We start from the raw sequence: 11,577 nt of genomic DNA, 5'->3' as shown, positions 1-11,577 counted from the left end.
CCGGTTATCCGTCTGTGGCGGCTGCTGAATATAAAGACCGTTGCTTTCAGCAGCCTTACAGACCGGGTTGTGAATTGCTGACGCCGAAATCACGGATCGGCGTCGGTTTTTTCCATGCTTCTTGTAAGCGTCTCGTAGGTTTAGTGCACCAGCATGCCGGTGAACCAGTAGGCCTGAGCCAGCGTGATCAAGCCGACAATCGTTGCAAAGAATAGGCTGTGCTTGAGGGTGAAGCGGAACAGATCCGATTCCTTGCCCACCAGACCGGTCGCTGCGCAGGCCACGGCGATCGATTGTGGCGAGATCATTTTGCCGGTCACGCCGCCGCTGGTGTTCGCTGCGACCAGCAGGGTGTCATTGACGCCGATCTGGTGTGCTGTGGTCGCTTGCAGCGAACTGAACAGCGCGTTGGACGAAGTATCCGAACCGGTGAGGAACACACCGAGCCAGCCGAGGAACGGCGAGAAGAACGGGAACGCTGCGCCCGTACCGGCGAGTACCAGCGCCATGGTCGAAGACATGCCCGAGTAGTTGGTAACGAAGGCAAACGCCAGCACCATGCCGATAGACAGGATTGGCCAGCGCAGTTCGTAGAAGGTCTCTTTCAAAGTGGTCAGACCAGTTTTTAAATTGATCTTAAGTACCCACATCGAGATCAGCGCGGAGAAGAAAATCGCCGTGCCGGTCGCGGAAATCGGATCAAGTTTGAACACTGCCGGGATTGCCGTTGGAGCAGCCACGATCGGTGCGGTTTTGATCACCAACTGATCAAGGTGCGGGATCGCGAAGTTGAACACCCAGCTGTACATCGAGCCGCCGGCGGCGAACATCGCTTTGAAAGGCTTCAGGGTCCAGATGGTCACCAGCACGGTGAGGATCAGGAACGGCGACCAGGCTTTGAAAATTTCCCCGAGGCTGTAAGGCGAAGCCACGGTGGTGCGTTTCTGACCGAAACCGCCGACGCTGGCGGTGATCGCTGCACTCGATGTGGCACCAGCGATTTGCGCACCTGCGGTGCGTTTCGGCTGCCAGACTTTCAGGAACAGGGTCAGGGAAATCAGGCTGGCCAGCGCCGAAGTGATGTCCGGCAGCTCCGGGCCGATGAAGTTCGAGGTGAAGTATTGCGTGATGGCAAAGCTCAGCCCCGCGACCAGTGCAGCCGGCCAGGTTTCGCGCACGCCGCGCAGGCCGTCCATCATGAACACCAGCCAAAACGGCACGAACAACGACAGCAGTGGCAGTTGGCGACCGGTCATGGCGCCGATCTTGAACGCGTCGATGCCGGTGACTTGGCCGGCAACAATGATCGGAATCCCCAGTGCACCGAACGCAACCGGTGCGGTGTTGGCGATCAGGCACAGGCCAGCGGCGTACAGCGGGTTGAAGCCCAAGCCGACGAGAAGTGCCGCAGTAATCGCCACGGGCGCGCCGAAACCGGCGGCACCTTCCAGGAACGCACCGAAGCAGAAACCGATCAGCAGCACTTGCAGGCGCTGGTCGTCAGTAATCGATAACACCGAGCTGCGAATGACCTCGAACTGACCACTTTTGACCGTCAGTTTGTAGAGGAACACCGCCGCGACAATGATCCAGGCAATCGGCCACAGACCATAGGCGAAACCATAACCCGCGGCGGCGAAGGCCATGTCGACCGGCATCTGGAACGCGAAGATCGCTACGGCAATCGACAGGGCGAGGGTGATGCTCCCGGCCACGTGGCCTTTGAGGCGGAACACCGCTAATGCGAGGAAAAAGAACACGATGGGGATGACGGCCGCGAGTGCGGATACGCCGAGACTGCCGAGCGGGCTGTAGAGCTGTTGCCAGGTTTGCATATGGGGTGGCCCCTAATTGTTGTTGGTCAGGCACTGTCAGCGTTCTTGGATAATTGGTAAGACCAATTTACAATCGCTGTTGGCTAGGGTAAAAGCCTTGATGTCGGTGTGTCAATTTGTCGCCCTGAAACTTTTGTCGAACAAGCGGTGCAGAGCGCATCTGATCCGGTTTCGGCAAGTGGCGTCTGGTAGGTGTCGGCGAGGCGCCGATAGGCCAGAATAGAGAGCCCGGCGAGCGGTCGGGATCGTGGAGAAATGAGTTATGGGGTTTGATCAGATACGTCAGCGCCGTTTGTCTGACGACATTGTCGAGCGACTTGAGGGGATGATCCTTGAGGGCACGCTGAAGTCCGGTGAGCGGCTGCCGGCGGAGCGCACGCTAGCCGAACAATTTGGCGTATCACGGCCGTCGCTACGCGAAGCGATTCAGAAACTGGCGGCGAAAGGCTTGCTGGTCAGTCGCCAGGGCGGCGGTAATTATGTGGTGGAAAGTCTGGGCTCGACGTTCAGCGATCCGCTGCTGCAGTTGCTCGAAAGCAACCCCGAGGCACAACGCGATCTACTGGAATTTCGACACACTCTGGAGGCATCGTGTGCCTATTACGCAGCATTGCGCGCGACCGATGTTGATCGCGAGCGGCTGACGGCGGCGTTCGAAGAGTTGCAGGATTGTTATTCACGCCATGACGAAGTGAGTCGGGCTGAGGAGGGCGCGGCGGATGCGAAATTTCATCTGGCGATTGCCGAGGCCAGTCATAACGCCGTGCTGTTGCACACCATTCGCGGGCTGTTCGATCTGCTTAAGCGCAACGTCGTCACCAACATCGGCGGCATGTACAAGCAGCGCACGGAAACCCGCGACATGCTGATTACCCAGCATCGGGAATTGTATCTGGCGATTATCGAAGGTCGTGCGGAGCAGGCGCGAGAAGTCTCCAGCCGACATATTTTGTATGTGCAGGAAGTGCTGGAAGAGGTGCGGCAGGAAGTTCAGCGCATGGCTCGGGCGGAGCGGCGCAAGGGGATGTGATCAGTTATTTCTGCGTTGATGCTGCTATAGCTTTCGCGAGCAGGCTCGCTCCCACAATTGGAATGCATTCCAAGGTGGGAGCGACGGTGCGACGATTCGACCTGCTCGCGAATACGCTCTAAAGGCAGAGAAAATTAATCTTCCTTGCCCTTGTTGCGCACTGCGCGCTGCAGCTCACGGCCGGCATCGCGCTCGCGCTCGGTGTCACGCTTGTCGTATTCCTTCTTGCCCTTGCCCAGAGCGATCTCGCACTTGACCATGTGCTTGCTCCAGTACCAGGACAGGCAGACGCAGGCGTAACCCTTTTGCTGCACCATCGCTGCAAGCTTTTCCAGCTCGCGGCGGTTGAGCAGCAATTTGCGTGTGCGCACCGGGTCAGCGATGACGTGGGTGCTTGCGGTCATCAGAGGCGTGATGTGGCTGCCGAGCAACCACGCTTCGCCATCCTTGAGCAGGACATAGCTGTCGACCAGCTGTAGCTTGCTTGCCCGCAGACTTTTTACTTCCCAGCCGGCCAGGACCAGACCAGCCTCGAACTTATGCTCGATGAAGTAATCGTGTCGCGCCTTTTTGTTCTGCGCGATGGTCCCTGTTGGGTGTTTCTTCTGTTTAGCCATAGGGGCGGCATTATATGGAGATAAACCGCTGTCGGCTACGGTGATGCTGCGTGCTTGAGCAGGTTGAGTGAATCCCGGACAATGCGGCCTCTTTTCTAACGCTTGGGCGTGATAAACGATGTCGACAGACAAGGTTTCTGTCCACGGCAGTTGGGCTAGCCGCTGGGTATTCATACTCGCCGCGACCGGTTCGGCCGTGGGACTGGGTAGTATCTGGAAGTTCCCCTACATGGTCGGGGTCTACGGCGGCGGTGCGTTTGTACTGATGTTTCTGGCGTGCATCGCACTGATCGGCATCCCGGTCATGCTCGCTGAAACCCTGATCGGCCGGCGCGCCCGGCAAAGTCCGGCGAACGCCTTGAAGGTGCTGGCGCTGGAAGCCGGGCACTCGGGAAAATGGTCGTGGGGGGCATTTGCCGGGATGATCACGGCGTTGCTGATCCTGTCTTTCTATAGTGTGGTCGGCGGCTGGTCGCTGGATTACATCGTCGACATGGGCCGCGGTGATTTCCAGGGCGCCACGGCCGATCAGGTCGGTGCGTATTTCGGTAATGTCATCTCCAATCCATGGCGTCTGACACTTTGGCACACGATTTTCATGCTGCTGTCGGCCTTCGTCATCGCCAAAGGCGTGGTTGCCGGGCTTGAGCGCAGCCTGCGCATCATGATGCCGCTGCTGTTTGTGATGATCCTGGTATTGCTGGGTTACAGCATGACCACCGGGCATTTCATGGAAGGCGTGCATTTCATGTTCGACTTCCACCCGGAAAAAGTTCTCGACGGCCTGTTGCCAGCGATGGGGCACGCGTTCTTCTCGCTGAGCGTCGGTGTCGGCTCGATCATGATTTACGGCGCTTACATGCCGAAGAGTTCGTCGTTGTCGGGTACGGTTGTCGGTGTAGCGCTGCTGGATACATTTGTGTCGCTGGTCGCCGGTCTGGCCTTATTCCCGATTGTGTTTGCCGGTGGCCTGAATCCTAGTGAAGGGCCTGGCCTGATGTTCGTCAGCCTGCCATTTGCCTTTGGTAACGTGGCTTTCGGTCAGTTGATGGGCGTGGTGTTCTTTGTGCTGGTGGCGATTGCGGCATGGAGTTCGGCGATCTCGCTTCTGGAGCCGATGGTTGCCTATCTGGTTGAGCGCACGAAAGTCAGTCGCGCGTGGGTGACTTTCTGGCTGGCGTTCATCTGCTGGTTCGTTGGTCTGGGCACAGTGTTCTCCTTCAATATCTGGAAGGAGGCCAAGTTTTTCGTGAACGAAGGCGGGATGTTCCACCTCTACCAATGGGGGGCGCAGAGCGGTCTGGACTTCTTTGGCGTGATCGATTTCTTCACCTCGCGGATCATGTTGCCGCTCGGTGGCCTGTGTTTTGTATTGTTCGCCGGATGGGTGATGGGGCGTGAAGCGGTACGCGACGAGTTGTCGATCCGCAACCCGGCACTGTTCGCCCTATCCTTGTTTTTGATGCGCTACGTGGCGCCCATCGGCATTGTTGTAGTGTTTGCCGCTCAGCTCTGGAAGTAACGCTCACATGACGACACATATTCAACGATCGGCATTGCTGCCGTACCCGGCGCAATTTCTCTACGACCTGGTAAACGACGTAGCGCGTTACCCGGAATTTCTGCCGTGGTGCTCTTCGGCTGAAGTGCTGGAAAGCTCGCCGGAGCATATGCGCGCCAGTGTTGGCGTGGCCAAGGGCGGCCTCAGCCAGCATTTTGTGACGCGCAATACGCTGGTGCCAGGGCAGTCGATCGAGATGAACCTGGAAGAAGGTCCGTTCAATCAATTGCACGGCGTCTGGGTGTTCAAGGTGCTGAACGAGAAGGCCTGCAAGATCAGTCTGGATCTGTCGTTCGATTACGCCGGGCCGCTGGTGCGCGCGACGTTGGGGCCGCTGTTCAATCAGGCGGCCAATACGCTGGTGGACGCGTTCTGCCAGCGCGCCAAGCAGATGCATGGTTGAGTCGGTGATCGAGATAGAGGTGGTATACGCGGCCGTGGATCGTCAGGTATTGCGCTCATTCAGCGTCAATGAAGGCGCGACGGTGCGGGCTGCGGTGCTTGCATCGGGTATCGATAGCGAGTTTTCTGAGTTGAATCTGGCGGAGTGTCCGTTGGGTATCTTCGGCAAAGTGGTGGCTGACCCGGATACGCGGGTGATTGAGGCAGGGGAGCGCATCGAGATTTATCGTCCATTGCTGGCCGATCCGAAAGAGGTACGACGCTTGCGGGCCGCCAAGGCTGCCGAAGCCAAAGCGCGAAACGCGTAAAAAGCCAAATCGCGGACAATAAAAAACCCGGAGTTTCCGGGTTTTTTATTGTCTCGCCAATTATTGCGGCGAGGTGTCCAGCGGCTCTGGTGTTGGAACCGGAACGGTTTCTACACCATCGACGTCCTTCTGGATCTGATCCAGCAAGGAACCTGGCTTGACCGGTTTTTCCGGTGTTGGCTTCTCGGCGTTTTCAGCAGGAGCGGACACGGTCGTGCCACTGTCCTTGCCGAGAATGGCTTCGTCACGGCTTACGCCCGGCATAAAGTCACCGGACAGGCTGACAAGCTGGTCGTTTGAGTTGAAAATAACGCTGACGCGTTCCTGTTGGCGTTCACCGCCACCCGGTTGCAGGCTGTACAGATAATCCCAGCGATCGGCATGGAACGTGTCGACAAGCAGAGGGTTACCCATGATAAACCGTACTTGCGGCCGGGTCATTCCCGGGCGTAACTGGTCTATCATGTCCTGCGTGACGACATTGCCCTGCTGGATGTCGATTTTGTAAACCCCGGGGAATGAACAACCGGCGAGTGCGAGCAGTCCCACAAAGGTGAAACTGGTTAGCAAGAGCTTGGTGTTTTGCATCGGTGGGCGACTTCCACTATCTTGGCTGGGACAACGTAAACGCCGATCATACCCGCATTAAGAGAAGCTGCGAAGCAGCATCGCGAGAAAGCTGACCATGGTTGAAAATAGCGAACTACGCAAAGCCGGCCTTAAAGTGACCCTGCCACGGGTCAAGATCCTGCAAATGCTCGACTCTACCGAGCAGCGTCACATGAGTGCCGAGGACGTCTACAAGGCGTTGATGGAAGCTGGCGAGGACGTCGGTCTGGCCACGGTTTACCGTGTTCTGACCCAGTTCGAAGCGGCTGGCCTCGTGGTCCGTCACAACTTCGACGGCGGCCATGCGGTATTCGAGTTGGCCGACGGTGGCCACCATGACCATATGGTCAACGTGGAAACCGGTGAAGTCGTCGAATTCGTCAGCCCGGAAATCGAAAAGCTCCAGAAGGCAATCGCCGAGGAGCACGGTGTGGATCTGGTAGATCACAATCTGGTGCTGTACGTGCGCAAGAAAAAGTAAGCATGTCGCGCGAATTTCACATTCGCGAAACGAACGAAGGCGACCCAAGGGTCGCCTTCGTGCTTTCTGTCGTTGTCAAACCTTGGCGGTGACGACCATTTTTTTCGCGTGAGCCAGGGATTCCTTGGTCAGATCGATGCCGCCGAGCATGCGCGCCACTTCTTCTATACGGTCGTTCTTGCTCAGTTTGGAAACGGCGGTGTGAGTCGCCTCTTCACCGCGCACTTTGTGCACAAACAAATGCTGATGACCCTGCGCTGCCACTTGCGGCAAGTGCGTGACGGTCAATACCTGGCCGCGATCGCCGAGACGGCGCAACAGTTGGCCGACAATTTCAGCCGTCGGGCCACCGATGCCGACGTCCACTTCGTCGAATACCAGTGTCGGAACGCGGGATGTCTGCGCGGTGATCACCTGAATAGCCAGGCTGATCCGTGACAGCTCGCCGCCGGAAGCGACTTTTGCCAGCGCCTTTAGCGGCTGGCCCGGGTTGGCGCTGACCAGTAATTCGACCTGTTCCAGTCCGTTGGGCAGCAGTTCGTCGCTGCTGTTGGCCTTCAATTCGATAGTGAAGCGACCACCCGGCATGCCCAGTCGCTGAATCTCCTGCTCAACCGCACTGGCGAGACTGCCGGCGGCCTGATGCCGCAAATCGCTCAGTTCTCGCGCCTTCTCTTGATAGTGGCGGGCATACGAGGCCAGCTCATCACCCAGGCGCTCGATGGATTCGTCGTTGGCGTTGAGGGTTTCGATCTCATCCAGCAGTTTCTGCTGCATTTCACCCACTTCGGTGGGTTGAATCCGATGCTTGCGCGCCAAGGTGTAGATCGCGTCGAGACGTTCTTCCAGATATTGCAGGCGCGCCGGATCGGCATCGAAGTTATCGAGGAAGCGATTGAGTTCGCCGACGGCCTCCTCAACCTGGATCTGCGCGCTGGTCAGCAAACTGCTGGCTTCGCCCAGGGCTCCGACGGAGTTGTTCACGCTCGACAGGCGATTGAGGCTGGCGGTCAGCGCGTTCAACACATTGCCGGAATCGCTTTCGCTGCATTGTTCGACCACTTGCCGACAAATGCCCAGCAGGGTTTCTGCGTTGGTCAGGTTTTTGTGTTCCTGCTCCAGTTGCTCCAGCTCGTTATCACCGAGACCGAGGTTTTCCAGCTCTTCGAGCTGATAGCTGAGCAATTGGTGGCGCGCGCGTTGTTCATCACCGGAGTTGGAGAGGCGCTCGAGTTCCTGGCGAGTCTGGCGCCAGCGCTGGGCGGCGAGTTGAACCTGGCGGGCCAGATCGGTAGCGCCGGCGTACTCGTCCAGCAAGCGGCGATGAGTATCGGTTTTCAGCAGGGACTGATGTTCATGCTGGCTGTGGATATCGATCAGCAATTCGCCCAGCGACTTGAGGTCGCCGAGTGGGCAAGGGGTGCCGTTGATGTAGCCGCGTGAACGACCCTCCGAGGTGATCACCCGACGCAGAATGCACGGGCCATCGGTCTCCAGATCGCGCTCGGCCAGCCATGCGCTGGCTTCAGGAATGTCAGCCAGATCGAAAGTCGCGAGGATGTCGGCCTTGTCAGCGCCGGGGCGAACCACGCCGCTGTCGGCGCGATCGCCCAGGGTGAGGCCCAGCGCGTCGAGCATGATCGACTTGCCGGCGCCGGTTTCACCCGTGATCACGCTCATCCCGCGATCGAGTTCGAGATCGAGATGTTCAACGATGGCGTAGTTATGTACGGACAGGTGCACCAGCATAAAGGCCGCTCCCAGGCTTTAGGTCTGGTTATTTATACAGTGTTTTGTTTCAGGCTGACAATGCCCGCCCTTAGCTCGATTTGCTTGAACTTCAAATCTGCTTAGCGCATTGAGGAATGAAGATTCGACACTTTTTTGTAGGGTTAATGTTTGCAGGCCCTTGAAGCCTGATTTTGCGGCCCCATATATCGGGGCAGAAGCGCGAGTCAGGCTCGCGGACGAAATTGAAAGGAGAATTCTATGGCTGACGAACAGACAGTAGATACGCAAAACCCAGAAGCCAATCAGGCGCCCGAAGGTTCGGGTGATGACCTGGCGACCCGTGTACAAGTGCTCGAAGAGCAATTGGCCGCCGCGCAGGATCAATCTCTGCGTGTTGCTGCCGATCTGCAGAACGTCCGTCGCCGTGCTGAGCAGGACGTCGAGAAGGCGCACAAGTTTGCCCTGGAAAAATTCGCTGGCGACCTGTTGCCGATCGTCGACAGCCTGGAGCGCGGCCTCGAGCTGTCGAACCCGGACGACGAAAGCATTCGCCCGATGCGTGAAGGCATCGAGCTGACGCTGAAAATGTTCCACGACACGCTCAAGCGTTATCAGCTGGAAGCGATCGACCCGCATGGCGAACCGTTCAACGCCGTTCAGCATCAGGCGATGGCCATGCAGGAAAGCGCCGACGTAGAACCGAACAGCGTTCTGAAGGTGTTCCAGAAGGGCTACCAGCTCAACGGTCGCCTGCTGCGTCCGGCCATGGTTGTGGTCAGCAAGGCGCCTGCGCCAATTTCGCCTTCGATTGACGAGAAGGCTTGAAATTAGCCGCAAGGCCCCCATTTAGAAGTCAAGCGTTTAAGTATTACCGCAGTCAGCCACCACTACTGCGGCAAAAAAATCCAAAGTTTCGGGAGAGTTAACATGGGCAAAATTATCGGTATCGACCTGGGGACTACCAACTCCTGCGTCTCCGTGCTGGAAAACGGCAAAGCAAAAGTTATCGAAAACGCTGAAGGCGCGCGTACCACGCCGTCGATCATCGCTTACGCCAACGATGGTGAAATCCTGGTAGGTCAGTCGGCCAAGCGTCAGGCTGTAACCAACCCGCACAACACCCTGTACGCAGTTAAGCGTCTGATCGGTCGTCGTTTCGACGAAGAAGTTGTGCAGAAAGACATTCAGATGGTCCCTTACAAGATCGTCAAGGCTGACAACAACGACGCCTGGGTTGAAGTGAACGGCCAGAAAATGGCACCGCCACAAATCTCGGCTGAAATTCTGAAGAAGATGAAGAAGACCGCCGAAGACTACCTCGGCGAGACCGTGACCGAAGCGGTGATCACCGTTCCGGCCTACTTCAACGACAGCCAGCGTCAGGCGACCAAAGACGCCGGCCGCATCGCGGGTCTGGACGTAAAACGTATCATCAACGAACCAACCGCAGCCGCTCTGGCTTACGGTATGGACAAGGCCAAGGGCGATCACACCGTGATCGTTTATGACCTGGGTGGCGGTACTTTCGACGTTTCCGTGATCGAGATCGCTGAAGTTGATGGCGAGCACCAGTTCGAAGTTCTGGCCACCAACGGTGACACGTTCCTCGGCGGTGAAGACTTTGACATTCGTCTGATCGACTACCTCGTTGACGAATTCAAGAAAGAAAGCGGCATGAACCTCAAAGGTGATCCGCTGGCCATGCAGCGCCTGAAAGAAGCCGCTGAGAAAGCCAAGATCGAGCTGTCGTCCGCTCAGTCGACCGACGTCAACCTGCCGTACATCACTGCAGACGCGACCGGTCCTAAGCACCTCAACGTGAAGATCTCGCGTGCCAAGCTCGAAGCACTGGTTGAAGACCTGGTTCAGCGCACCATCGAGCCTTGCCGCATCGCCATGAAAGACGCCGGTCTGGACGTTGGCGCGATCAACGACGTGATTCTGGTCGGTGGTCAGACCCGTATGCCGCTGGTACAGAAGCTGGTTACCGATTTCTTCGGTAAAGAAGCTCGCAAAGACGTTAACCCGGACGAAGCTGTTGCCATGGGTGCTGCGATTCAGGGCGCCGTTCTGGCTGGTGACGTGAAAGACGTTCTGCTGCTCGACGTCAGCCCGCTGACCTTGGGTATCGAAACCATGGGCGGCGTGATGACCGCGCTGATCGAGAAAAACACCACGATTCCTACCAAGAAATCGCAAGTGTTCTCGACTGCTGACGACAACCAGGGCGCTGTGACTATTCACGTGCTGCAGGGCGAGCGTAAGCAAGCCACTCAGAACAAGTCCCTGGGCAAGTTCGACCTGGCCGACATTCCACCTGCTCCACGTGGCGTGCCGCAGATCGAAGTGACCTTCGACATCGACGCTAACGGCATCCTGCACGTTGGTGCGAAAGACAAGGCTACCGGCAAGACCCAGTCGATCGTGATCAAGGCCAACTCCGGTCTGTCCGACGAAGAAATCGAGCGCATGGTGCGTGACGCCGAAGCCAACGCTGAGGAAGATCGCAAGTTCGAAGAGCTGGCCGCTGCCCGTAACCAGGGTGACGCACTGGTTCACTCGACGCGCAAAATGATTGCTGACGCGGGCGACAAAGTCACCGCCGAAGAGAAGACTGCGATCGAAGCCGCTGTGGTTGCTCTGGAAGCCGCTGTCAAAGGCGACGACAAGGCTGCTATCGAAGCGAAGGTTGAAGAGCTGTCGAAAGTCTCCGCTCCGGTTGCTCAGAAGATGTACGCCGAACAGGCTCAGCCAGCTGATGGCGCAGCTCCGCAAGGCGAATCGGCTGAGAAGGCTGACGACGTTGTCGATGCAGAGTTCGAAGAAGTCAAAGACCACAAGTAAGTTGTTGGTCGGCCGGTTGACTGCCTTTAGGCAGTGACTGGTAGGATGTCGCCGCGCGGGAGCTAGCTCCCGCGTTGGCGTATCTGGAATACGCGAATTTTTACAGCATGCGACAAGCCTCGGATGTTGGCGGTATGGCCGGGAATGCTCCTGCTTTTC

At 57.6% G+C, this 11,577-nt stretch carries 11 protein-coding genes; 7 read left to right on the top strand and 4 right to left on the bottom strand.

The window, feature by feature from the left end; genetic code table 11:
- Positions 1 to 140 precede the first annotated feature (140 nt).
- Positions 141 to 1,835 carry a lactate permease LctP family transporter gene (locus KBP52_RS14555; protein ID WP_212622998.1) on the bottom strand — a complete coding sequence of 565 codons (1,695 nt, stop codon included), beginning with the start codon at positions 1,833 to 1,835 and terminating at the stop codon, positions 141 to 143.
- Positions 1,836 to 2,097: 262 nt separating this feature from the next.
- On the opposite strand from KBP52_RS14555, the gene KBP52_RS14550 reads away from it, so the two are divergent.
- Entirely contained in the window at positions 2,098 to 2,865 is a 768-nt protein-coding gene (locus KBP52_RS14550; RefSeq protein WP_007915207.1) for an FCD domain-containing protein, read from the top strand.
- A gap of 134 nt (positions 2,866 to 2,999) precedes the next feature.
- Here the strand turns inward: KBP52_RS14550 and smpB are convergent, their stop codons facing one another.
- The gene (gene smpB / locus KBP52_RS14545; protein ID WP_008088297.1) at positions 3,000 to 3,482 is read right to left on the bottom strand and encodes an SsrA-binding protein SmpB; all 483 of its coding nucleotides are present in this window, start codon (positions 3,480 to 3,482) and stop codon (positions 3,000 to 3,002) included.
- A 118-nt stretch (positions 3,483 to 3,600) separates the two neighbouring features.
- Between smpB and KBP52_RS14540 the strand changes: the two genes are divergently transcribed.
- From KBP52_RS14540 to KBP52_RS14530, 3 genes are read left to right on the top strand one after another with little or no spacing between them, the layout of a single operon-like run.
- A complete protein-coding gene (locus KBP52_RS14540) occupies positions 3,601 to 5,004 on the top strand; it encodes a sodium-dependent transporter (RefSeq protein ID WP_077571017.1) in 1,404 nt (467 codons plus the stop codon).
- Positions 5,005 to 5,011: 7 nt separating this feature from the next.
- On the top strand, positions 5,012 to 5,446 hold the full coding sequence (locus tag KBP52_RS14535) for a type II toxin-antitoxin system RatA family toxin (protein ID WP_016986510.1): 435 nt from the start codon (positions 5,012 to 5,014) through the stop codon (positions 5,444 to 5,446).
- On the top strand, positions 5,439 to 5,753 hold the full coding sequence (locus tag KBP52_RS14530) for an RnfH family protein (RefSeq protein ID WP_212622997.1): 315 nt from the start codon (positions 5,439 to 5,441) through the stop codon (positions 5,751 to 5,753). Before KBP52_RS14535 ends, KBP52_RS14530 begins: the two co-directional genes overlap by 8 nt.
- 60 nt (positions 5,754 to 5,813) lie before the next feature.
- Here the strand turns inward: KBP52_RS14530 and KBP52_RS14525 are convergent, their stop codons facing one another.
- A complete protein-coding gene (locus tag KBP52_RS14525; RefSeq protein ID WP_212622996.1) occupies positions 5,814 to 6,341 on the bottom strand; it encodes an outer membrane protein assembly factor BamE in 528 nt (175 codons plus the stop codon).
- 97 nt (positions 6,342 to 6,438) lie between these two features.
- Here KBP52_RS14525 and fur point away from each other — a divergent pair, with 97 nt between their 5' ends.
- Positions 6,439 to 6,843, top strand: a complete 405-nt coding sequence (fur, locus tag KBP52_RS14520) for a ferric iron uptake transcriptional regulator (protein WP_003221515.1) — start codon at positions 6,439 to 6,441, stop codon at positions 6,841 to 6,843.
- Between the two features lie 75 nt (positions 6,844 to 6,918).
- Here fur and recN read toward each other — a convergent pair whose 3' ends face one another.
- The gene (gene recN, locus KBP52_RS14515) at positions 6,919 to 8,592 is read right to left on the bottom strand and encodes a DNA repair protein RecN (protein ID WP_077571023.1); all 1,674 of its coding nucleotides are present in this window, start codon (positions 8,590 to 8,592) and stop codon (positions 6,919 to 6,921) included.
- A 240-nt stretch (positions 8,593 to 8,832) separates the two neighbouring features.
- Between recN and grpE the strand changes: the two genes are divergently transcribed.
- Complete coding sequence (grpE, locus tag KBP52_RS14510; protein WP_007915219.1) at positions 8,833 to 9,399, top strand: nucleotide exchange factor GrpE; 567 nt, start codon at positions 8,833 to 8,835, stop codon at positions 9,397 to 9,399.
- A 102-nt stretch (positions 9,400 to 9,501) separates the two neighbouring features.
- Positions 9,502 to 11,418: a molecular chaperone DnaK gene (gene dnaK, locus KBP52_RS14505; RefSeq protein ID WP_007915221.1), complete on the top strand. Its 1,917-nt coding sequence runs from the start codon at positions 9,502 to 9,504 to the stop codon at positions 11,416 to 11,418.
- The last annotated feature ends 159 nt before the right edge of the window (positions 11,419 to 11,577 follow it).

This window comes from Pseudomonas sp. SCA2728.1_7, assembly GCF_018138145.1.
Lineage (GTDB): Bacteria > Pseudomonadota > Gammaproteobacteria > Pseudomonadales > Pseudomonadaceae > Aquipseudomonas > Aquipseudomonas koreensis_A.
Note: the sequence above shows the minus strand (reverse complement) of the source record. Positions and strands in the feature narration are given on the sequence as shown.

What these genes read in the sequence shown, in the direction of transcription:
- KBP52_RS14540 (WP_077571017.1), top strand. Translation starts at nt 3,601, where the DNA reads ATGTCGACAGACAAGGTTTCTGTCCACGGCAGTTGGGCTAGCCGCTGG.
- KBP52_RS14525 (WP_212622996.1), bottom strand. Translation starts at nt 6,341, where the DNA reads ATGCAAAACACCAAGCTCTTGCTAACCAGTTTCACCTTTGTGGGACTG.
- KBP52_RS14555 (WP_212622998.1), bottom strand. Translation starts at nt 1,835, where the DNA reads ATGCAAACCTGGCAACAGCTCTACAGCCCGCTCGGCAGTCTCGGCGTA.
- grpE (WP_007915219.1), top strand. Translation starts at nt 8,833, where the DNA reads ATGGCTGACGAACAGACAGTAGATACGCAAAACCCAGAAGCCAATCAG.
- recN (WP_077571023.1), bottom strand. Translation starts at nt 8,592, where the DNA reads ATGCTGGTGCACCTGTCCGTACATAACTACGCCATCGTTGAACATCTC.
- KBP52_RS14535 (WP_016986510.1), top strand. Translation starts at nt 5,012, where the DNA reads ATGACGACACATATTCAACGATCGGCATTGCTGCCGTACCCGGCGCAA.
- smpB (WP_008088297.1), bottom strand. Translation starts at nt 3,482, where the DNA reads ATGGCTAAACAGAAGAAACACCCAACAGGGACCATCGCGCAGAACAAA.
- KBP52_RS14530 (WP_212622997.1), top strand. Translation starts at nt 5,439, where the DNA reads ATGGTTGAGTCGGTGATCGAGATAGAGGTGGTATACGCGGCCGTGGAT.
- fur (WP_003221515.1), top strand. Translation starts at nt 6,439, where the DNA reads ATGGTTGAAAATAGCGAACTACGCAAAGCCGGCCTTAAAGTGACCCTG.
- dnaK (WP_007915221.1), top strand. Translation starts at nt 9,502, where the DNA reads ATGGGCAAAATTATCGGTATCGACCTGGGGACTACCAACTCCTGCGTC.
- KBP52_RS14550 (WP_007915207.1), top strand. Translation starts at nt 2,098, where the DNA reads ATGGGGTTTGATCAGATACGTCAGCGCCGTTTGTCTGACGACATTGTC.